The sequence below is a fragment of the Paraburkholderia caffeinitolerans genome (genome assembly GCF_902859945.1).
GTDB classification, from domain to species: domain Bacteria; phylum Pseudomonadota; class Gammaproteobacteria; order Burkholderiales; family Burkholderiaceae; genus Paraburkholderia; species Paraburkholderia caffeinitolerans.
In genome coordinates, this window is the sequence record NZ_CADIKL010000017.1 from 25,099 (window position 1) to 45,410 (window position 20,312).

Here is a 20,312-nt window from a genome sequence, read left to right on the forward strand (position 1 = left end):
TAGTCGGCGTGACTAAACATTGGCCATCTGCCTTGCGAGCCTCAATAGGCAAACTATATTCAACGGATAAGGCGGTTTAAATTCGCGTTTTCCCGATCTTTTCTCGCCATATAGTCATGCTATTTATGGGTTTTTCTCACTAAGTGGGTAAAGCCATGAACACTCGCAAAATCCGGCTTCGATCGGCCGCGTGGTTCGGCGCCACGGACAAGAACGGCTTCATGTACCGGAGCTGGATGAAGAATCAGGGCATCCCTGAGCACGAGTTCGCGAGCAAGCCGATCATCGGCATTTGCAATACGTGGTCCGAGCTCACGCCGTGCAACGCACACTTCCGCAAGCTCGCCGAGCACGTGAAGCGCGGTGTGTACGAAGCGGGCGGCTTTCCAGTGGAATTCCCGGTGTTTTCCAACGGCGAGTCGAACCTGCGGCCCACGGCGATGTTCACGCGCAATCTTGCGTCGATGGACGTGGAGGAAGCCATTCGCGGCAACCCTGTGGACGCGGTTGTGCTGCTGTGCGGCTGCGACAAGACCACGCCCGCGCTGCTGATGGGCGCGGCAAGTTGCGATGTGCCCGCGATTGTCGTGACTGGCGGGCCGATGCTCAACGGCAAGCATGAAGGGCGCGATATCGGCTCGGGCACGGTGGTGTGGCAATTGAGCGAGCAGGTGAAGGCGGGCAAGATTTCGATGCACGAATTCATGTCGGCGGAGGCGGGCATGTCGCGCTCGGCGGGCACCTGCAACACCATGGGCACGGCCTCCACGATGGCTTGCATGGCCGAAGCGTTGGGTGTTTCGCTGCCGCATAATGCGGCTATTCCCGCCGTGGATGCGCGTCGCTACGTGATCGCGCATTTGTCGGGAATGCGAATTGTTGAAATGGCGCTTGAAGACTTGCGCCTCTCGAAGCTGCTCACGCGCGCGGCATTCGAGAACGCCATCCGCGTGAATGCCGCGATTGGCGGATCGACCAACGCAGCGATTCACCTGAAGGCGATCGCGGGCCGCATCGGCGTGAAGCTCGATCTCGACGACTGGACGCGTATCGGCCGCCACACGCCCACCCTCGTCGACTTGCAACCCTCGGGTCGTTTCTTGATGGAGGAGTTCTATTACGCGGGCGGCTTGCCGGCGGTGCTGCGTCGGCTCGGCGAAGCGAATCTGCTGCCGCATCCCGACGCGCTCACGGCGAATGGTCACACGTTATGGGAGAACGTGCGCGACGCGCCGAGCTACAACGACGAAGTGATTCGCCCGCTCGACAACCCGCTCGTGCAAGACGGCGGCTTGTGCGTGCTGCGCGGCAATCTCGCGCCGAACGGCGCGGTGCTCAAGCCCTCGGCGGCCACGCCCGAATTGCTCAAGCATCGCGGCCCTGCCGTGGTGTTCGAAAACTTCGACGACTACAAGGCGCGCATTGCCGACCCCGCGCTCGACGTCACGCGCGACTCGGTGCTCGTGATGAAGCACTGCGGGCCGAAGGGTTATCCCGGCATGGCCGAGGTGGGCAACATGGGCCTGCCGCCGAAGCTGCTCGCGCAGGGTGTGACCGACATGGTGCGCGTGTCCGACGCGCGCATGAGCGGAACCGCCTATGGCACGGTGGTGCTGCACGTGGCGCCCGAGGCGCGCGCGGGCGGGCCGCTTGCGATCGTGCGCAACGGCGACTGGATCGAGCTCGACTGCGAGCAGGGCACGCTGCGCGTGGACATCAGTGATGAAGAGATCCGCACGCGGCTCGCTGCGTGGGCCGCCGCGCAAAAGCCCGAGCCGGCGGATGGCAGCGGGTATCGCAAGCTTTACGTCGAGCACGTGCTGCAGGCCGACGAGGGGTGTGATTTCGATTTCCTCGTGGGCTGCCGGGGCGCGGAGGTGCCGAGGCATTCGCATTGAAGGCGGCGCGACATCGAGGCGCGACGCAGTTCGCAGCCTATTTCTCGACGATGCCGGGAATCGCCACGTTCGGATCGACGTCAGCGCCATAGTCCACGCCTTCGATGCCAAAGCCAAACAAACGCAGGAATTCCGCCTTGTAGCCCGCAAAATCGGTGGTGGCGTAAAGGTTCTCGTTGGTGACCTGGTCCCACGCGGCTTTCACGCGCGCCTGGATGGCGGGGTCGAGCTCCTTGTAGTCGGCGCGCAGGCGGCCTTCGTCGTCGATCACCGGCGTGGCGCTGTAGAGCGAATCGCGCAGGAGTCCATAGACTTGCTCGATACAGCCCTCGTGCGTGCCGCTTTCCTTCATCGCCTTGAAGAGCAGCGCGAGATAGAGCGGCATGATGGGAATGGCGGAGCTGGCCTGCGTGACCACCGCCTTGAGCACGGCGACGCGCGCGTCGCCGCCGCGCGCGGCGAGCTTCGCGCGGATGCCCAGCACCTTCTGGTCGAGATCTTTCTTGGCCGCGCCAATGGAGCCGTTCCAGTAGATGTCGTGGGTGATCTCCGCGCCGAGATAAGTGAACGCGGTGGTCTTTGCGCCATCGGCCAGCACGCCCGCTTCGAGCAGTGCGTCGATCCACATCTGCCAGTCCTCGCCGCCCATCACGGCCACCGTGGCGTCTATTTCGCTCTGCGTGGCCGCCTCGAGCACGGTTTCCTTGAGGATCTCCTTGTCGGTGTCGATGCCGCGCATGCGCAGCGTCTTGCCCACCGGCTTGAGCGTGGACGTGTGCACCGCGCCCGTGACCGGATGCGTGCGGCGCGGCGCGGCAAGGCTGTACACCACGAGGTCGACCTGGCCGAGATCACGCTTGATGGCGTCGATGGTCTCGCGCTTCACGGCGTCCGAGAACGCGTCGCCGTTGATGGTTTTCGCGTAGAGCCCTTTCTGCGTGGCGAACTTCTCGAACGCGGCGGTGTTGTACCAGCCGGCGGTAGCGGGGCGGGTATCGGCGCCGGCGCGCTCGAAGGCGACGCCTAGCGTGGCCGCGCCCGAGCCAAACGCTGCCGAAATGCGCGCGGCGAGCCCATAGCCCGTGGACGCGCCCAGCACGAGCACGCGCTTCGGGCCATTGGCAATGGGACCGTGCGTGTTGACGTAGTCGATTTGCTGCGCGACGTTGGCTTCACATCCCACGGGATGGGCCGTCACGCAAATGAAGCCGCGAACGCGCGGTTCGATAATCATCAGACTTCTCCGTTTCTCCGCATTTCGCGGATGCATGCAAGAACGGGCGGCATTTTAGCGCGAGCAAAAAGTCTGGGCCATGGTTGGGGTGCCCGGCGCGTCACCCCTCATAGCGCGCCGGCCAGCGCGCCCACACCATCACCGAGACAACCCAGACCGGCCAACGTCGCTTCCACGGCCATATCGAGCGGCGTATGCGGCTCGCTCCCCAGCGTCGCCACCAATCTGGCGTTATCGAGCTGAAGCGCTTCGCGCCACAAATACCGCATCTCCAGCAGCTCGCGAGGCGTGGTGGCAAATGGAGCCACAGCATAAATCAGCGGCCACATGAACGGCTTGCGCTGCGTGTGCAAGCCGTGGCGTTGCGCGACGCGGCAAATCGCGGCGGCCATTTGTGTGCCGTCGGCGTCCCAATGCCCGGCCAGGTGAAAGCGCGCAAACGGCGCGAGTTCCGCTCGCATTTCGATCAGTTCGACGATAGCGCGGGCGGCATCGGGCACATAGGCCCACGCGTGGCCCACGCCGGGCACGCCTGGCTCGCGGATCGTGCTCACGGGCTGCCCTGGCTTCACGAAGCCCTGCGCAAGCCAGCTATTGCCCACGCGCGGGCCGAAGAAGTCGCCGGCGCGCACGATGATCGAGCGCACGCCGTGCGCCGCAGCCGTTTCCAGGCGCCGCTCCAGAGCCACGCGAATTGCGCCCTTGCGGGTGCGCGGCTGCTGCGGCGCGTCTTCGCCCACGAGCGGCAGCGCCTCCGGCCCGAAGTTGTAGACGGTGCCCGGCAGCACCACGGTCGCGCCCTGGCCTTGAGCGGCGGCGATGGTGTTGTCGATCATCGGCAGCACGAGTTCGGCCCAGCGCTTGTAGCCCGGCGGATTGACCGCATGCACGATCACCTCGCAGCCCTGCGCGGCGCGCATCACCGCTTCGCGGTCCATGGCGTCGCCTTGCACCTGCTCGATACCATGGCCGGCGTGCGTGGCCGTGGCCGCGTTGGTCCCGCGTTGCAGCGCGCGCACGCGCCAGCCCGCGCCGATCAACTGCCGCGCCACTTCGCCGCCGATGCCGCCGGTTACGCCCAGCACGAGCGCCGTGCGGCCCGTTTCGAGAGCTTGCGTTGCCATGTTCGTTCTCCGTTTGAGAGGTGTCGATGGCGTGATTCTGCGCGTCTCGGGGATAATAAAAAATTACCTGGAATCGCGTATCGGCTATACATTTATGCATGGCCTCGAACCTGAACTGGGAACTCTACCGGACCTTTCTCGCGGTGCTTACCGAGGGCTCGCTCTCGGGCGCGGCGCGCGCGCTCGGCATCACGCAGCCAACAGCGGGGCGGCACGTCGCGGCGCTCGAAGCCGCATTCGGCCAGCCGCTCTTCACGCGCTCGCCCGCGGGTTTCCTGCCCACCGAAGCGGCGCGCATGCTGCGCGGCTACGCCGAATCCATGCGCAGCACGGCGGCGGCGCTCGAACGCGCCGCGTCGGGGCAGGGCAATGCCATGCGCGGCGTGGTGCGCGTGTCGGCAAGCGAGGTCGTGAGCGTGGAAGTGCTGCCGCCGGTGCTCGCGCAGCTAGGCCGCGCGCATCCCGAACTAGTGGTGGAGCTGGTGCCGTCCAACCGTGTGCAGGATCTGCTGCAGCGTGAAGTGGATATCGCCGTGCGCATGACGCAGCCGCAACAGGAGATGCTGATTGCGCGGCGCATCGGCGAAATCGAAGTGGGGATGCACGCGCGCGACGACTATCTCGCCGAGCGTGGCACGCCTAAGACGCTCGCCGATCTCGCGCAGCACACGCTGATCGGCTTCGACACCGTTACGCCGTTCCTGCGCGAAGCCATGCGCAAGCTGCCGTACTTGAAGCGCGAGGCGTTCGCGCTGCGCACCGATAGCGACGTTGCGCAGTTGGCGATGATACGCGCGGGCTGTGGCATCGGCATGTGCCAGGCGGGCGTCGCGCGGCGCGATGCCCGGTTGCGGCGCGTGCTGCCGCGCCTGTGCGCCTTCAAGCTGCAAACGTGGGTCACGATGCATGAAGACCTGCGCGGCAACCGCCGCTGCAAGGCGGTGTTCGATGCGCTCGCGGGCGGCCTGGAAGCGTATATCGCGAGCGCGCGCGGCTGAATTACGCTGCGCTCGCAACCTCGATAACGGCTTCGCAGCGGATCGGAAAACTGACCGAGTTCGCGACGTAGCACTTCTCGTGTGCCGTGTGATGGAGTTGCGCGGCAAGGCCCGCATCGTCGCCTGCGCGAATCGTCACGCGCGGGTGCAGCACGACTTCGCTGAAGCGCCCGGGTTCGTGGCCACCGTCGATCATGGTGCCTTGCGCCTCGTCGACATAGGCGAGCACGGCGATGCCCGCATCGGCGCACAGGTGCAGATACCAGAGCTTATGGCACGCGCTGACCGAGGCCACGAGCAGTTCCTCGGGGTTCCAGCGCGTGCGGTCGCCGCGAAACGCGGGGTCCGACGAACCGGCGATGGCGGGCTTGCCTGCCGCTTCGATCGTGTGGTCGCGGTCGTAGTCGCGATAGCCTGAAGTGCCAGTGCCACGATTGCCGGTCCACTGCACCGTTACCTTGTATTTGTGTTCCGTGTGCGCCATTGCCGTTCTCCGTGCGGTCGGTCAGCGCGCATTATCCCATCGAATTTTTGCCTTGCGCGAATGCAAATCCATGGCGCGCGCCGTGCGCCGCGTTTGCGTTTGCCTTTGCGTTTTCCGCGCGCTTTTTTACGGCATTTTTTCTTGTGGGCGTTTGCGGGCAAACCTAGACTTTGCTGCACGGAAACGACTGGAGAGGCCATGTCGACACGTCACGCGACGCAGCGCCAGAGCGACAGCATCATCTGCAATCAACCCGGCATCGGCCGGCTGGTGCTGCGCCGTTTCGATCCGCAACGCGACTCGTGGGAACGGCTCACGCAACTGCTGCACCGAGCCTTCGCGCGGCTCGCGTCGCTCGGTCTGCATTGTGCGAGCGTGGATCAGGCGGCCAGCGCTACGCGAGCGCGTGCGCTCGCTGGCGATTGCTTCGTGGCCCTGTGCAATGGCCGTATCGTCGGCACGATGACGATCGAGGGGCGCGACAGCGCCTCGCCCTGCGAGCATTATCGGCGGCATGGCGTGGCCTCGCTGCATCAGTTCGGCATCGAACCCGGGTGGCAGGGGCGCGGGATCGGCCGCGCGCTGCTCGCTTTCGCGCAGCGCTGGGCCGCCGCGCGCGGCTTCACACAGCTCGCGCTCGATACGCCGTTTCCCGCCGCGCATCTGCTGGCGTTCTATCGCGCGGAGGGCTTCAGTCTCGTGGATGTCGTGCGCTTCGCGGGGCGCGGCTACGACAGCGCGGTTTTCAGCAAACCCGCCGCGAGCCATCCGTTCGTGAGCGTGCGGCGTGCGCTTGGGCTGCCGCTGGCGCGCGAGGCGCACGAAGCGAGCATCATGCCTTGACGTCCGGCGCCGGCGCGCTGGCATGCACGACGCGGTTGCGCCCGTTCTGCTTCGCCAGGTAGAGCCGCTCGTCGGCCACGTGCATGAGCGCCTCGTAGTCGATGGGGCCATCCACGGGACTCGTGGCCACGCCGATGGACACCGTAAACGTGATGGCCTCGGGATGTTCGGTGCTGGCGGGCACGGTGGCGTCGCGCGCGTGGCTCTCGATTGCGAGGCGCACGCGCTCGGCCACGGCGGTGGCCGCAGCGAGATCGGTGTCGGGCAGCAGCGCCGCGAATTCCTCGCCGCCCATGCGTGCGGGCAAGTCGACGCCACGCAGGTTGGCGCGCAGGATCGAGGCGAGAATCGTCAGCACGCGGTCGCCGGCCGCGTGGCCGAAGCGGTCGTTGACGCGCTTGAAAAAATCGATGTCGAGCATCAGCACCGCCAACGAAGCCGGTTGCTGCGGCGCGCGGTTTGCGCGTTCGTGTGCTTCGGCAAAGACCTCCTGAAAGCGGCGCCGGTTCGCAAGCCCGGTGAGCGGATCGCTGCGGGCGAGCGTTTCGAGCCGCTCGCTTGCCTCCACGTAGTGGCTGAATATATTGGTCACGATGCGCAGCGTGCCGATCAACAATAGGCCGAGCACGATCCACGCGGCAATCAGCGGGCTGCCCAGCACGCGGCGCGCCGTGGCGATAGTCAGTTCGGCATTGTCGGTGGCCGCGAGCAGGATCCAGTGCGATTGGCCGATGCGCCGGTAGAGCAGGTACTGGCCGTTGCGCTCGATATAGCCGGAGCCCTGCTGCATCCACGTATCGACCGATTTTGCCGCTGTTTTCAGCAGCTTGGGGCTAAAGCGTGTCGGACGCTGCTCGATCACCGCGCCGTCGCGGAAGTACACGATGCTCCCATTGGTATTCAGGAGGCCGAACTCAAGGGGATCCACGTCGTCTTCGGCATTGCCGGTGGAAAGGCGCAGCGAAAGCAGGCGCGACTGCGTGATGTCCATCACCACCACGCCGCGAAACTGGTTGCGGAGATAGACGGGCGCGCTCAGGGTGGAGACCGCTTCGCCGTTTTGCAGTCCGGTATAGACGGGCGTCCAGAGCACGTCGCGCCGTGGATTGTGTTCGGGCAACTGGCCCCGGTAGTAATACATGGCGCTGAAGTGGCGCAGCAGTTCGGCCGTGCTCATGCCCTGATGCTCGGGTGCGCTCACGAACATGCCGTTTGGCGAGATGAATGCGACCGCGCTGCGCATGGCGTCTGCCTGATGACTGATTTCCACGAGCGGGCTGAGCGCGCGCGAGAGCGCGATGTCGCCGGGCAGCGCGGCCGGGTCGCGGTGAAAGCCATCGAGGCCCGCCAGGTTCGCGGCGTTCGTGCCGAACACGGCGGGGCCGCCCAGCAAACCAGGCACTTGCCAGACCGGTTGTGACGTCTGCCCGAGCGCCGTTTGCACGGCGGGGCTTTCGACGCCGATACGCTGCTGCTCTTCGGCGGCAAGCACGTGCTCGGCATAGTTGCGCAGGGCGACGAGGTGGCGGCGCTCGGCGTCGATGAGCGCATCCACGCCCACGGCGCGCACTTCGAGGTCGCGCTGGCGGTTTTGTAGATCGGAACGCGCGAGATTGTAGAGTTGGCGCACCCCCACGAGCGTCACGAGCGCCATGGCGCCTGCGAAGCACAGCGTCACCACGAGAAGCGGCCGTTTCATGACGATGCTGGAGAAACGGTCGGGCCGGGTTTGGCCTGACTTGCGCTTCGCGCTGTGCTGCATGGTATCCCCGACCTTACAAAATGTGTGGATGTGCGTTGGCCTGTTGCCCGCCGCATTGGCAGGCGCATTGTTCAACTAATGCGCGAAGCATAGCATCGCGCAAATTCATCTTCTCCAATCGCGCTGGTGAGCAAGGTGGCTATTGCGGCCGTCGCCGCTTCGGCCGCCCTGCCCATGCTTTACGTTTTCGCGATGCAGATGCCGCTGGGCGATATTCTCGGCAAGATCGTCAAAACGATCATCTAGGCTGCTCCGTTCGCGGCGATAGCCTATCCCTGCCACGCGGACCTGCGGATCACGCTGCAGAAGTTGCCCGGGTGGAACTGCGGGTCCTTGTCGGCGAGCACGTCGGCCTTCACGTTGCCGAAGGTCGTGTCGGGCTTGTGGCGGATGCCGTTGTAGAACGCCTGAATGATGTCCTCCTTGAAATGTTCAGAGCGCGGATGCGCGTGCACGACGGCCTCGCGTTCCGCATCGCTGTACTCGCGGTAGGTGAGACCGAGCACATCCATCTCCACGCCCGCCGTGACGAGCGCGATCACCGGGTGCATATGCTGAGGAATACCAGGCGTGGTGTGAAGCGCGATGGCGGTCCAAACGAGATCGAGATCGTTCTGCGCGATGCCGCGCGCACGCAGGAAGTCGCGCGCCGCATTCGCGCCATCCACTTCGAAGCGTTCGTGCTCGCTGCTGTGCGAGTGCATGAGGCCGACGTCATGGAACATCGCACCCGCGTAAAGCAGTTCGCGGTCGAACTGAAGCCCGCGCCGCAGGCCGGCCAGCGCGCCGAAATAATAGACGCGGCTCGAATGGTGAAACAGCAGGGGCGATTCGGTGTCGCGCACGAATTCGGTGATTTCGCGTGTGAGCTGGCTATCGGGAACGGCAACGCTGGCGAGGTCGAGGTTCATGGCTGGGCTCCATTTAACGGGGAAGGTGGAGTTCATTGTGGTCCGTGATAGCATTGTCCTGATTCGACGTAAAACGTCGTTTTCTGCCATTTCATGCTGGATCCGGACACGTGCCTAAAATCGTCGCCATTCTTGCGCTGCCGGGCGTGCAGTTACTCGACGTGAGCGGTCCGCTCGACGTGTTCGCGCAGGCCAATACCGAGGCGGGGCGCACCGTGTACGACTTGCGCGTGATTGCCTGCCGCGCGGGACCTATCCGTAGTTCGTCGGGCGTGCGGCTCTTGCCCGATGAGGTGGCGGGGCAAGGTGGTCAAGCGCGGGAGCGCATCGACACGCTGCTCGTGGCCGGCGCGCCCGACGCCGCCACGCTCCAGCTCGCGCCGCGCGTGCTCGACTGGCTGCGCGCGACGGCGGCGCGCGCGCGGCGTTACGGCTCGGTGTGCACGGGCGCGTTTGCGCTGGCGGCCAGCGGCCTGCTGGACAAACGCCGGCTGACCACGCACTGGGCGGCCGTTGAGGCGCTTGCGCAGGCGTGCCCCACGGTCTCCATCGAACCCGATTCGCTCTACGTGCGAGACGGCAAGCTGCGCACGGCGGCGGGCGTGACGGCGGGACTCGATCTGGCGCTCGCGCTGGTCGAGGAGGATCTGGGCCGCGAGATCGCCATGCGCGTGGCCAGCCAGCTCGTGATGTTCTTCAAGCGCCCCGGCGGCCAGTTGCAGTTCAGCCGCAAGGGCGAGACGCGCCCGGCGGGACGCTCCGCGCTCCAGGAGGTGCAGCGCTGGGTGGCGGCCAATCCTGCGCTCGCGCACCGCGTGCCGGAACTGGCGGCGCGCGTGGGGTTGAGCCCGCGCCATTTCGCGCGCCTGTTTCAGTCCGAGGTGGGCATTACGCCCGCCGCATGGGTCGAGGCCGTGCGCGTGGACGCGGCACGCGAGCTGCTCGAAACCGGGGGAGAGCCGCCCAAGCGCGTGGCGGACCGCTGCGGCTTCGCGAACGCCGACACTTTGCGGCGCGCATTCATCAAGCATATGGGCGTGACGCCGACGCAATACCGGCGGCGCTTTGGCGGTGGAGCCGAGGCAAACGGGCCGGCGCGCGAGCGCAACTGAGGGCGCGATGCAGCGCTGCGCCGAGTGGTGCGCATTGACGATTCATTGCGCATCTTTATGCGAAGTTATACGGAATTTCGCGAAAAAGTCGCCGATTCAAGCGATAATCGCAAAGATGAACCTGTTGCGCGTGGCGGCTGGCAGGCAGACGAAAAGGTGACACGGGGATGCCTTTTCACGCAGCACTAGACCACTGCCTTGCGCGCCTGCGCCACGCGCCGTTCGACGAAAACAAGAATCACGCGACCAATCTATGTATTCGATCTTGCCCGCGTTCGTATCCGCGTTGTTTCTCGGATTCGGCGTGTACGTCTTGCTCACGGAAGGTGTGACGCGCCTCTCGCTGCCATTTGCGGCGATGTGCGGAACCACCTTCGTCTGGCAAGGCACGTGGGCGTTTCTATTCCAGATTTCGGAGCCGGGCCTCGCGGGGGCGCTCGTCAAATTCGGCTACCTGTTCATTCTGTTTTTGCCCACGACCTTCTATCACTTCGTGATCGAAGTCACCACGCGGCGCAGCGAGCGGCCATTGCTGTTCGCTTCGTACGGCTTGTGCATCGTGCTTGCGATGGTGCTCGCGGTGAGCGACGAAGTGGTCTCGGGCTATGGCAGTTTCTTCTTCGGCAAGTATCCGCGCGCGGGGCTGCTGCATCCGGTGCACGTCGTGCAAACGGTGCTGCTCGCGCTGCGCAGCGCCTGGCTGCTGTTCGCGGCGCGGCGCCAGACCCACGCGCACGACCGCCGCAAGCTGCTCGATCTGTGCTTGCTGAGCTTGTGTCTCTATGGGATCGCCGCGTCCGACTATGCGGTCAATTACGGCGTGGCGTTCTATCCGGTGGGCGCGGTGTTCATCGCCCTGAGCCTCGGCATTCTCGCGGTGACCATCGTGCGCTATGGCCTCATGCGGCCGTATTTGCTCGCGGCGACCGTGGCGCATGAGGTGGCCACGCCGCTGGCGGCTATCGGCATGCACGCCGAGGAGATCGGCAACGTGCTGCCCGAACTCATGCGCGGCTACCAACTGGCCGTGCAGCACCAGCTATGCGTGGACGGCCTTTATCCGGGGCAATCGGAGCGCATTTCTTCGCTGGCCTCCTCGATACAGCGGCAGGTGGACAGCACGAGCACCGTCGTCGAGATGTCGCTGGCCTCGTTTACGCTCGACCGGCTCGACCGCCGCAGCTTCGAGGCCTACTCCATCCGCTCCTGCGTGAATGCGGCGCTCGAACGCTTTCCATTCCGGCCGGGCGAGCGCGAAATGGTCAAGGTGATGCCGATCGAGCCGCAACTGGAGTTTTCGGGCTCGGACTCGCTGATCGTGTTCGTGCTTTTCAACCTGCTCAAGAACGCGCTCTTCGCGATTCACTCGAGCGGCAGCGGCAGTGTGCAAATCTCGGCGACGAGCGAGGACGGCTATTGCGTGCTGCGCTTTGCCGACAACGGCCCCGGCATTGCCCCCGACGTGCTTCCGCATATTTTCGAGCCGTTCTATTCCACCAAGTCTCACGGCAAGGGGGCGGGCATGGGGCTCGCGTTTTGCTGGCGCGTGGCCCAGGCACTGGGCGGCACGATTGCCTGCGAGTCCAAGGCCAATGTGGCGACCACGTTTACGCTCCAACTGCCCGAACCGGGATCCGCAGCCGACCGCGCGCCACACGATCTGGCCGGCAAGCCCCGCCGTTGGACGGCGGGGCAGGACTACATGGGTTGAATCAATTCACGGTCTTAAATTGGCCCGCCTATCGTACGCATAGGTATGCATAGCGCATGGATGGCGGCCGGACCCGTGTTTTAATTCGCCCCCGCGGGCAGGATGAGTTCATATTCCTTGACGCGCTCGATGATCCCCGGCGGGAAACGGCGAATCCGCTTGTCGGTGCCGGCAAAGAGAATCTGCTGGTAACCGAGCGAAACGGGGCGCCCGTCCACGCAAAAGCGAAACACCAGATAGGCGGAGCATTGGCGCACCTGGAAGGTATTCAGATAGCAATCGACGCGTTGAAACGGAAAGGTCTCTTGCACATATTCCTGGTGCGCGCGCTTCGTGACGAAGATGCCGCCCGCCGCGAGCAGATTATTGTGGATGCATTCGTGGAACCAGCGCTCGCGGCAAATGCCCTGCCATTCGAAATAGCGGGCGAAGTAAGTGTTCATGAAGGCATTCGAGTCCTTGAGGTAAATGTCGATGACATGATGGAAGGTCTTGCTCGGTGTGGCTTCCATGATTTCCGAGCTAAAGCCGTTGGCGCCACGGGAGAGCACGGAGGGGATCGATTCACGGGCATTCATTTCAAAACTCCAGTTCGAATTGGCCGCCGGCGGCGGCCACGCATGTCTTCGATGTTTGAAGACATGCGCCAATTCTCTGCGCCTTCCTTTGCCGCTAAAACCGCCTTGATCACATAGTCGCGAGGATCTTCCAGCCGCTCGCGCTTGCCAGGCCGCGATAGTCGTATGCAAACGCGCATGCGAGTGCGGACGCAAACGATTACGCCGGTCCGCACGCGCGATGAAGATCTTTTGGGATGGCGCGCAGCGGTTGCCGCGCGCGCCCGCAAGGCCGCATAATCTGGCAGCCGGCGGCGCGCCATCTGCAACGAGTGGCATCGATTCGCGCCGTGGGTCTGTAGCGAGCACCGAGGCCATTACATGAGTTCCATCGTCAGACAGCCGGTTTTCTACCCCGTATCCGTGGTCTTTCTCGACGACAGCACGGATTTTCTCCATGCACTGCGCGGCTTCTTCCCGAATGCATCCACGCATCACTTCTTCACTTCGCAGCCCGAGGCGCGCGCGTTCATCGAGGCGCAGGGCGCGCGTGGCGCGGGCCACAGCCCGACCTCGGGCGAGCTATGGTCGGAGTTCGAGAAGCGGGGCGGCAATGCGCTGGGCAAGGACGCGATGGCCGACGCCAGGCGCTTTTCGCAAGTCGCGGCCGTCGTGGTGGACTACGATATGCCGGGGCAGGATGGGCTCGAATTTCTCGCTTCGGTGAAGGATGTAATGCATGACGCGAGCTGCACGCGCATTCTGCTCACCGGCACCGCCGACGAATCGCATGCGGTGGACGCGTTCAATGCCGGGCTCATTCATTTCTACGTGAAGAAGTCCGATCCTGGCATGGCGCGCAAGCTCGCGCAGGCGCTTGCCAATGCGCAGCGCAAATTCTGCGCGGGGCACGGCCATATCGGTGTGCACGGCGTGGGCGCGGCCTATGCGAGCCGGGGCGTGGCCGAGGCATTGGATGCGCTCGTGCTGCGCGAGCGCATCGTCGAATATTATTGGCGGCCCGAACAGAACGCGGTGCTCACGTTCGACGCGGCGGGCCAGGCGGGCGTATTTCTCGCATGGGACGCGCACGACTGGGCGGCGCAATGCGACGTCGTGACCGACGAGCGCGGGCCCGCCGCGTTGCGCGAGGAAATGGAAGGGCGCCGCATCATGCCGGTGTTCTGGCCCAATGAAGCGTACCGGCCGGGCATGGCCAACGTGGAGTTCGCGGCGCCGCAGCTGGTGCCGGGCACGCCGGATACCTATGTCAGCTGGACCCGCATCGATAGTGTGGACGTGGCGCCGGAAATCGTGACCTACGCAAAGTGGTTGCGTACGCAACGGATGCATTGACTTCGTGATGTAACGGTCGATGTGGTAGCGTGTCTGGCACTTGCGCGGCCACAGATTATCCCCGGACATCCTCATGCAGACCACCGAACTCGCCAACTGGAACCAGTTCATGGAGCTGACGACGCAGCTCGACGGCTGGGCATTTCGCGGGCAGCAGAACGCCCAATGGCGGCTGGAGAGCTCGCTGTCGCGCTATATGCGCGATTTCGTTGGCGACCGCAGCCAATGGCGCGCACGCGAGGAGCGCGCGATTCGCGTGTTTCGCCGCAAAGCGCACAACTTTCTCGCGCATCCCAACATACTCGCCGACGACCTGCGCTGTCTCGCGCTCATGCAGCACCACGGCGCGCCCACGCGGTTGCTGGATTTCACCAAGAGCCCGTTCGTGGCGGCCTTCTTCGCGCTCGAGCGCGCCACCGGCGACGCCGTCGTCTATGCGTTGAACACGCCCGCGCTCTGGAACAATCGCGCGCGCCCGAAAGCCGACCCGGTGCTCACGCGCGACGTGATCGATCCACGCGTGCCCGGGCACTTCGAGCGCTATTTTTTCTGCAATACGCATGAAGTGCTGTGGTCGGGCGAGCCCACCGAAATGGACGACCGGCTGGTGGCGCAGTCGGGCACCTTCGTCGTGCCTGGCGTGATCGACAAGCCCTTGCAGAGCATTCTCGACGGCTACGAGAGCAACGAGGAACTGCTGCATCAAATCGTGCTGCCCGCGCGCATCCGCATGGACGCGATGAAGTGGCTCTACCGCATGAACATCACCAACGCTTCGCTGTTTCCGGGGCTGGACGGGCTCGCGCGCTCGATTGGCGTGGAGCTGGAGATCGTGTGGTCGGGGATGATGCAGGCGCAGTGAGGGGGCGTCACCGCGATCGGGCATGCCCCTCGTTCTGCACCGGCTGTCCCAGCGCCCATTGCGCGAGCTCGCGCCGGGTTCGCACGCCGAGCTTGGCGAACGCGCGCTGCACGTACGATTTGGCCGAAGTTTGCAGCACGCCCAGCAACTCCGCAATCTCCGGCACCGTATGTCCCCGGATCAAATGCCGGCACGTTTCATATTCGCGCTTCGAAAGCCGGATGCCGTCACGCTCGATACGCGCGTCGAATAGCACGAGCGGGTCGGTATCGGTGACCGCGTTGGCTGTGCGCTTGATTGCGGCCGTGGACGCATGCAGCTCCACCAGCGGAAAAAGCAGCTCGCCCAGGTGCCTCAAATAATTCAGGTCCGCGAGCGAAAACGGTGGCAGGCGGTCGCGGCGCACGATTGCGAGCGAGCACTGCGTGCGCGGCGCGCTTTTCGTCAGCACGCATTCGTGAGCGATCTCACGGCTTTCGAAAATGCGCTCGCGAAATTCGCCGGCAGGCACCTGGCTCATGTCGCGCACCACGAGATGCGTGCCCACCGTGGTCCGGATGCCCGCGAACAGCGGGTCGACGGCCTGAAAGCGTTCGTAGTAGAGCGCCATCACATCGTCGACAACGGACTGCGCTTCGTTCACGGCGCCGCTGCCGAGCCACTCGCAGCGATACCCGAGCGGCGAGCGGCTGTCGAGGCGCGAACGCTCGACGTGCACGAAGTCCAGCGGCACGAGTTCGTTCAGGAACAGCGTGAGCTGGTGCACGAAGTGCGGCAGGCCCACGGCTTCGACAACCTCGCCCATCGTCTTGATCGGCACGTTGAGGTATTGGCTGCCTTGATTGAATGGGTCGACGTTCAATAGCATGGTGTCACCCCGGTCGGTCCTCGGGTCGTTCCTCGAGTCAGTCCTCTGGTCAGGCTTGCGCGGAACCTTATCAGAAAGCGCGCGCCGCCAGAATCCGTGAATTCGTGAAACGCGCGCCATGCGGGAAATGCTGTCTTGCCCTCCTTGAAGTAGGGCATACCTCGGTGAAGCGACCCGATACCTTTGTCGCCAGCCATCGAATGACGGCACTTGAATTCCCTCATTGAATCCCGCCATGAATCTACAGAACGAACACAAGGAGACGCCGGCCGACGTCATTTTCACGAATGCACGGGCTTATACGGTCGATCCCCATTGCCCCTGGGCGAACGCGGTCGCGGTGCGCGACGGCAGGATCGTCTTCGTGGGCGATACGCTGGGCGCGCAGCGCTTTGCCAGCGCGCGCACGCGCACGGTCGACGTGGGCGGCCGGCTGATGCTGCCGGGCTTCGTCGAGTCGCACTGGCATTTCTCCACCACGGCATTCGCCGCGCAGGCATTCATCAACTTCGAAGACCCGCAACGGGTGCTGGATGCGCTGCGCACCTACGTAGCGGCGCATCCGCACGAGAAAAGCATCATCGGCATGGGCTGGGTGCAAGCGGCCATGCCCGCCGAACTGCTCAATCGCGCGACGCTCGACGCGATTTGCGCCGACCGCCCGGTCTGCCTGCTTTCGACCGACTTTCACACCATGTGGGTGAATTCGAAGGCGCTCGAAGTCGGCGGCATCGATGCATCCACGCCGCCGGTCGAGGAAGGCGCAAGCTGGTTCGAAAAAGATCCGGTGACGGGCGAGCCCACGGGTGTGATCGTCGACGGCGCTGCGTATTCGCTGCTCATGCGTCGCCTCTCCGAAGCGGGCTTTCTGCCGCCGTGGGGCGAGCTCTATTACGACTCGTTCGTGAAGTGGCAAAAGAAGCTCGTGGCCGCGGGCATTACGACCGTGTTCGATGCGGGCTTCATCGACCCGAGCGGCGATCAGACCTGGCTCTATGAAACGCTGATGCGCATGGAACGCGACCGCGCGCTCAAGCTGCGCGTGGTGGGCAGCTATGCCGCTATCGAAGCGACGCGCGACCCGGTGGAGACGATTCTCGCGTATCGCGAGCGCTATCAGTCGCCGCTCGTGAAGGCGCGCACGCTCAAGCTGTTCCTCGACGGCACCGAGATGAACCATACGGCCTACCTGCTGGAGCCGTACGAGGACCGGCCGCACTACTGCGGCGAGCCGAACACGCCGATCGAGGACTTCAACCGCTTCGTGCTGGAAGCCGACCGCAATGGCGTCGACGTGATGGTGCACTGTGTGGGGGATGCGGCCGTGCGCGGCGCGCTCGACGCGATCGAGCGCGCCAACACGCTCAATCCGCCGCGCGATCGCCGTCACGTGATCACGCATGCGTTTCTCACGCATCCCGCGGATATTCCGCGTTTCCGCCGGCTGGGCGTGCTCGCGAATACGCAACTGCAATGGGGCGTGGTCGACACCTATACGAAGGCCATTCGCGAGTTCTACGGCGAGAAGCGCTGGAGCAGCATGTACAAGTTCCGCACCTTCATCGAGGAGGGCGTGACGGTGTCCATCGGCATGGACGGGCTCGCATGCCAGTGCCGATGCCAGCATCGCCCCGTTGAGCACATCGAATCGGGCCTGACGCGTCAGCTTGCCGGCGAGCCCGATGCAGCGGTGTTCCCCGACATCAACGAACGCCTGAGCATCCCGCAACTGATTGCCGCGTACACGATTCACGGCGCCTATCAGCTTGGCATGGAGAAGGAAATCGGCTCGCTGAGCGTGGGCAAGCGCGCGGATCTCATCGTGCTCGAACGCGATTTGTTCGAAGTGGGCAAGTACGAGATCGGCAAGGTCGACGTGGGCCTCACGATGATGAATGGCGAGGTCACCCATGCGCAGGGCGATTTCGCGCGCGAGGCGCTGGACCGGTAAGGCGCGGGCCGCGTGGTGCAAGGTGCGCCGCGCATGTTGGAGGAGACAGCCCGGGTCGCGATGCCCGGGCTCGAGACAGGATGGTGCAATGAATAGAGAAAACGGCACACGACGATCGGAGAAGGTTTTCGTCGCGGCAATGGTGGCGCTCGGCGTGTTCGCGCCGACGGTGTTCATGGGTCTGCCTGCCGTGGTCGGGCAGGTCGCGCAGCATTGGGCGTTTGGTGACGCGACGCTGGGCGTCGCGGTGTTTATCGAAGTGCTCGGCATGTCGTGCGGATCGCTGCTCGTGGCGTTCGCGCTGGGGCGCCAGCCGGTTCGACTCGTACTTCTGGCCGCAGCGGTGCTGGTGGCTGGAGCAAATCTCGCGACGCTTGGCGTGCATGGGTTCGTGGCGTTCGCGCTGTTGCGCTGGGTGGCGGGCATCGGGTCGGGGGCGCTCAATGGCATCGCCATGCGCTACCTCTCGTACACGGGCACGCCGGAGCGCCATCTCGGCATGCTGGTGATGGGGCAGGTGTTCTGGGGCATGGCGCTGCTTGCGGTGGTGATTCCGTCACTGGGCGCCGCATGGGGTGCGGCCGGCGTGTTCACGTTCGTGGCGGCGCTGTCCGTGCCGTTCGCCTGCGCCGCGTGGCTGTTAGGGCGCGACGAAACTCTGGCCACGCCGCAGCAGGCGGTGCAAGGACACGTCGATAAAGGCGGTGCGCTGCTTTCGTTGGTCGCGCTGTTCGCGCTGTATGGCGGCGTGGGCGTGGTGTGGACCTTTCTGGAGAAGATCGGCGCCGACGCGGGCCTGAGCAGCGGATACATCTCCGGCGTGCTGGCGGTCGCCAATCTGGTGAGTTTGGCTGCCTGCGTGCTCATGCCGAGGCTTGGCGTGGGCGGCGGCCTGCGGCGCTGGACGCTGTTCAATCTCGCGGGCTGCGTGCTGGCCGCGGCGTCGCTTACGCTGCCGCCCTCGCCGTTGTCGTTTGCGCTTGGCGCCGTGGTGTTCATCGTCTGCTGGACCGGCGGAGCGCTGCTGATCTTCGCGACGATTCCCCAGTACGATTTCGTTGGCCGCTTCGCCGCGCTCTCGCCCGGCTTTCTCGCGCTCGGCTTCGGCGTGGGCTCCATTGCGGGTGGTGAACTGCTGGAGGCCTCGGGCACGCGCTCGGCGCTCAAGGTGGCTATCGCGCTGTGCGTGCTGGCGTTCCTGTTCTATGCGAAGCTGCGGCGACTCGACGACGATACCGCGCTCGTGCCGACCTGCGAGTGATGAGTTGGCAGTGTGCCGGGCGAACGCCGATGAGTTGGCATTCGCCCGGCGCGGTGCAGTAAAGGGTTCCTAGCTGCGCACTGGGTCGGTCTCCGCAGGCTCCCGAAACGCCGCGACAAACGCCGAATCTGGACACGTTCCCTCAAACGCCTGAATACCGCGTGCCAACATCGCGGGCGGCATCCACGGGTAGGTCAGCGCGGCCTGCAGTGCGCTCAACTTGACCGACCCCGCGTCGGCGATCGTATCCATGCATTCGATATGGATATGCAGCGCGACGATTCTCTCCACGCCCTCGGCCGTGCGGCCCATTCGCCAGCGATACGCGCCCTTGCCGAGCCGCAGCGCTTCAGTCTCCTTTTCGCGCATCGCCACGAGCCACGGCATGATGCAAACCCCGTCCGCATCCAGATCGGGTTCAGCGCACACATAGTACGTACGGCATCGATCGAAGCGTTCACCGAAGTCGGACACCAGCGTTTTCGCAATGGCGTCCGCACCCGTCACGCTGCGCGGGAAATCGATCGAATCGGTTGCGATCGAGAACGTCAGCGTGGCATCGGCGGCGAAACATTGCGCGATCAACTCGGGCCGGTTCTGGTCCTTCGCATGCAGATAGCATTCCAGCAGAGACCGCGCGGTTGAGAGGGAGAGTGAGGTCATGTCATGAATCCTGGGCGCGAGTGCGCGCACGTGTGCACCATGGTGGTGCGGGAGGGGGCAGGCTTTGCAGTATAATTAGCTTACAAAGGTAACCGCGTAAGCAGCCGGGGGAGTGCGAAGAACATGGCGAAACAACCAGATCAGTCCGTCTTGACGGTAACTAACCCGGCCTGCCTCGTCGATGGCAGCGACAAGGAGTTTCGTCATTTGATCAATGGCCTGCTGCCGTTCGCGGCGCGGCTGTTGTCGATCCGCGACGGATTCGGCGCGCTGGTCGGCCTGAGCGGCATTCAATATTCGCTGCTGGTGTCGATCTCCCATTTGTCCGACGACGACATCGTGACGGTCAACCGGCTCGCGGACCATCTACACCTGAGCGGCGCATTCGTCACGCTCGAAACTGGCAAGCTCAAGAAGCTCGGCCTGATCGACAAGCGCCCGGACCCCGACGACAAGCGCAAGATGCGCCTGACCGTGACCACGGCCGGATGGAAATTGCTGCGCGCGCTGGCGGAGAACCAGCAGCTCATCAACAACGTGCTCTTCGAAGGCGTGACGAAGGCCGAATTCAAGGCGCTGTGCTCGGTCGTGGACCGGCTGGTGGGCAACGGCGACCGCGCGACGCTTGACCTTTCGCATATGATCGCTCGCCAGGAAAAGCTCTGAGCGCAATTTCCGTGGCAAGCGGCTCATAAGCGGCTCATAAGCGGGTCATCA

At 64.5% G+C, this 20,312-nt stretch carries 18 protein-coding genes; 10 read left to right on the forward strand and 8 right to left on the reverse strand.

The genetic code is table 11. The features are described from left to right. Positions 1-155 precede the first annotated feature (155 nt). Positions 156-1,898, forward strand: a complete 1,743-nt coding sequence (locus HV773_RS18025; RefSeq protein WP_175196137.1) for an IlvD/Edd family dehydratase — start codon at positions 156-158, stop codon at positions 1,896-1,898. A gap of 37 nt (positions 1,899-1,935) precedes the next feature. Here the strand turns inward: HV773_RS18025 and fabV are convergent, their stop codons facing one another. Together fabV and HV773_RS18035 are read right to left on the reverse strand one after the other, a co-directional pair. Further along, positions 1,936-3,132 carry an enoyl-ACP reductase FabV gene (gene fabV, locus HV773_RS18030; RefSeq protein WP_175196139.1) on the reverse strand — a complete coding sequence of 399 codons (1,197 nt, stop codon included), beginning with the start codon at positions 3,130-3,132 and terminating at the stop codon, positions 1,936-1,938. A gap of 107 nt (positions 3,133-3,239) precedes the next feature. Next, positions 3,240-4,256: an NAD-dependent epimerase/dehydratase family protein gene (locus tag HV773_RS18035; RefSeq protein ID WP_175196140.1), complete on the reverse strand. Its 1,017-nt coding sequence runs from the start codon at positions 4,254-4,256 to the stop codon at positions 3,240-3,242. A 98-nt stretch (positions 4,257-4,354) separates the two neighbouring features. Between HV773_RS18035 and HV773_RS18040 the strand changes: the two genes are divergently transcribed. Further along, entirely contained in the window at positions 4,355-5,254 is a 900-nt protein-coding gene (locus HV773_RS18040; RefSeq protein ID WP_175196153.1) for a LysR family transcriptional regulator, read from the forward strand. A gap of 1 nt (position 5,255) precedes the next feature. On the opposite strand, the gene HV773_RS18045 is transcribed toward HV773_RS18040, so the two are convergent. Next, positions 5,256-5,738 (reverse strand): OsmC family protein, encoded by a 483-nt coding sequence (locus tag HV773_RS18045; protein ID WP_175196155.1) that lies wholly within the window; start codon positions 5,736-5,738, stop codon positions 5,256-5,258. 198 nt (positions 5,739-5,936) lie between these two features. Here HV773_RS18045 and HV773_RS18050 point away from each other — a divergent pair, with 198 nt between their 5' ends. Continuing rightward, positions 5,937-6,581 (forward strand): GNAT family N-acetyltransferase, encoded by a 645-nt coding sequence (locus HV773_RS18050; RefSeq protein WP_175196156.1) that lies wholly within the window; start codon positions 5,937-5,939, stop codon positions 6,579-6,581. On the opposite strand, the gene HV773_RS18055 is transcribed toward HV773_RS18050, so the two are convergent. Next, positions 6,571-8,280, reverse strand: a complete 1,710-nt coding sequence (locus tag HV773_RS18055) for a diguanylate cyclase (RefSeq protein WP_175196158.1) — start codon at positions 8,278-8,280, stop codon at positions 6,571-6,573. The two genes, HV773_RS18050 and HV773_RS18055, sit on opposite strands and share 11 nt — an antisense overlap. A gap of 332 nt (positions 8,281-8,612) precedes the next feature. Further along, positions 8,613-9,254, reverse strand: a complete 642-nt coding sequence (locus HV773_RS18060) for an HD domain-containing protein (protein WP_175196160.1) — start codon at positions 9,252-9,254, stop codon at positions 8,613-8,615. A gap of 110 nt (positions 9,255-9,364) precedes the next feature. On the opposite strand from HV773_RS18060, the gene HV773_RS18065 reads away from it, so the two are divergent. Both HV773_RS18065 and HV773_RS18070 read left to right on the forward strand, forming a co-directional pair. After that, positions 9,365-10,366, forward strand: coding sequence for a GlxA family transcriptional regulator (locus HV773_RS18065; RefSeq protein WP_175196162.1), 1,002 nt, complete (start codon positions 9,365-9,367; stop codon positions 10,364-10,366). A gap of 253 nt (positions 10,367-10,619) precedes the next feature. Beyond that, on the forward strand, positions 10,620-12,077 hold the full coding sequence (locus HV773_RS18070) for a sensor histidine kinase (protein WP_175196164.1): 1,458 nt from the start codon (positions 10,620-10,622) through the stop codon (positions 12,075-12,077). 80 nt (positions 12,078-12,157) lie between these two features. Here the strand turns inward: HV773_RS18070 and HV773_RS18075 are convergent, their stop codons facing one another. Further along, the gene (locus HV773_RS18075) at positions 12,158-12,655 is read right to left on the reverse strand and encodes an acyl-CoA thioesterase (protein ID WP_175196320.1); all 498 of its coding nucleotides are present in this window, start codon (positions 12,653-12,655) and stop codon (positions 12,158-12,160) included. Between the two features lie 360 nt (positions 12,656-13,015). Here HV773_RS18075 and HV773_RS18080 point away from each other — a divergent pair, with 360 nt between their 5' ends. Both HV773_RS18080 and HV773_RS18085 read left to right on the forward strand, forming a co-directional pair. Continuing rightward, positions 13,016-13,990 (forward strand): response regulator, encoded by a 975-nt coding sequence (locus HV773_RS18080; RefSeq protein WP_175196166.1) that lies wholly within the window; start codon positions 13,016-13,018, stop codon positions 13,988-13,990. A gap of 73 nt (positions 13,991-14,063) precedes the next feature. After that, complete coding sequence (locus HV773_RS18085) at positions 14,064-14,852, forward strand: FRG domain-containing protein (RefSeq protein WP_175196168.1); 789 nt, start codon at positions 14,064-14,066, stop codon at positions 14,850-14,852. Between the two features lie 7 nt (positions 14,853-14,859). On the opposite strand, the gene HV773_RS18090 is transcribed toward HV773_RS18085, so the two are convergent. Further along, on the reverse strand, positions 14,860-15,720 hold the full coding sequence (locus HV773_RS18090; RefSeq protein WP_175196169.1) for a response regulator transcription factor: 861 nt from the start codon (positions 15,718-15,720) through the stop codon (positions 14,860-14,862). Between the two features lie 235 nt (positions 15,721-15,955). On the opposite strand from HV773_RS18090, the gene HV773_RS18095 reads away from it, so the two are divergent. Then, positions 15,956-17,671: an amidohydrolase gene (locus tag HV773_RS18095; protein ID WP_175196171.1), complete on the forward strand. Its 1,716-nt coding sequence runs from the start codon at positions 15,956-15,958 to the stop codon at positions 17,669-17,671. 88 nt (positions 17,672-17,759) lie between these two features. Next, positions 17,760-18,932, forward strand: a complete 1,173-nt coding sequence (locus HV773_RS18100; protein ID WP_175196173.1) for an MFS transporter — start codon at positions 17,760-17,762, stop codon at positions 18,930-18,932. Positions 18,933-19,001: 69 nt separating this feature from the next. Here HV773_RS18100 and HV773_RS18105 read toward each other — a convergent pair whose 3' ends face one another. Next, complete coding sequence (locus HV773_RS18105) at positions 19,002-19,595, reverse strand: nuclear transport factor 2 family protein (protein ID WP_175196175.1); 594 nt, start codon at positions 19,593-19,595, stop codon at positions 19,002-19,004. Positions 19,596-19,718: 123 nt separating this feature from the next. Here HV773_RS18105 and HV773_RS18110 point away from each other — a divergent pair, with 123 nt between their 5' ends. Then, positions 19,719-20,261 carry a MarR family winged helix-turn-helix transcriptional regulator gene (locus HV773_RS18110; RefSeq protein ID WP_175196178.1) on the forward strand — a complete coding sequence of 181 codons (543 nt, stop codon included), beginning with the start codon at positions 19,719-19,721 and terminating at the stop codon, positions 20,259-20,261. The last annotated feature ends 51 nt before the right edge of the window (positions 20,262-20,312 follow it).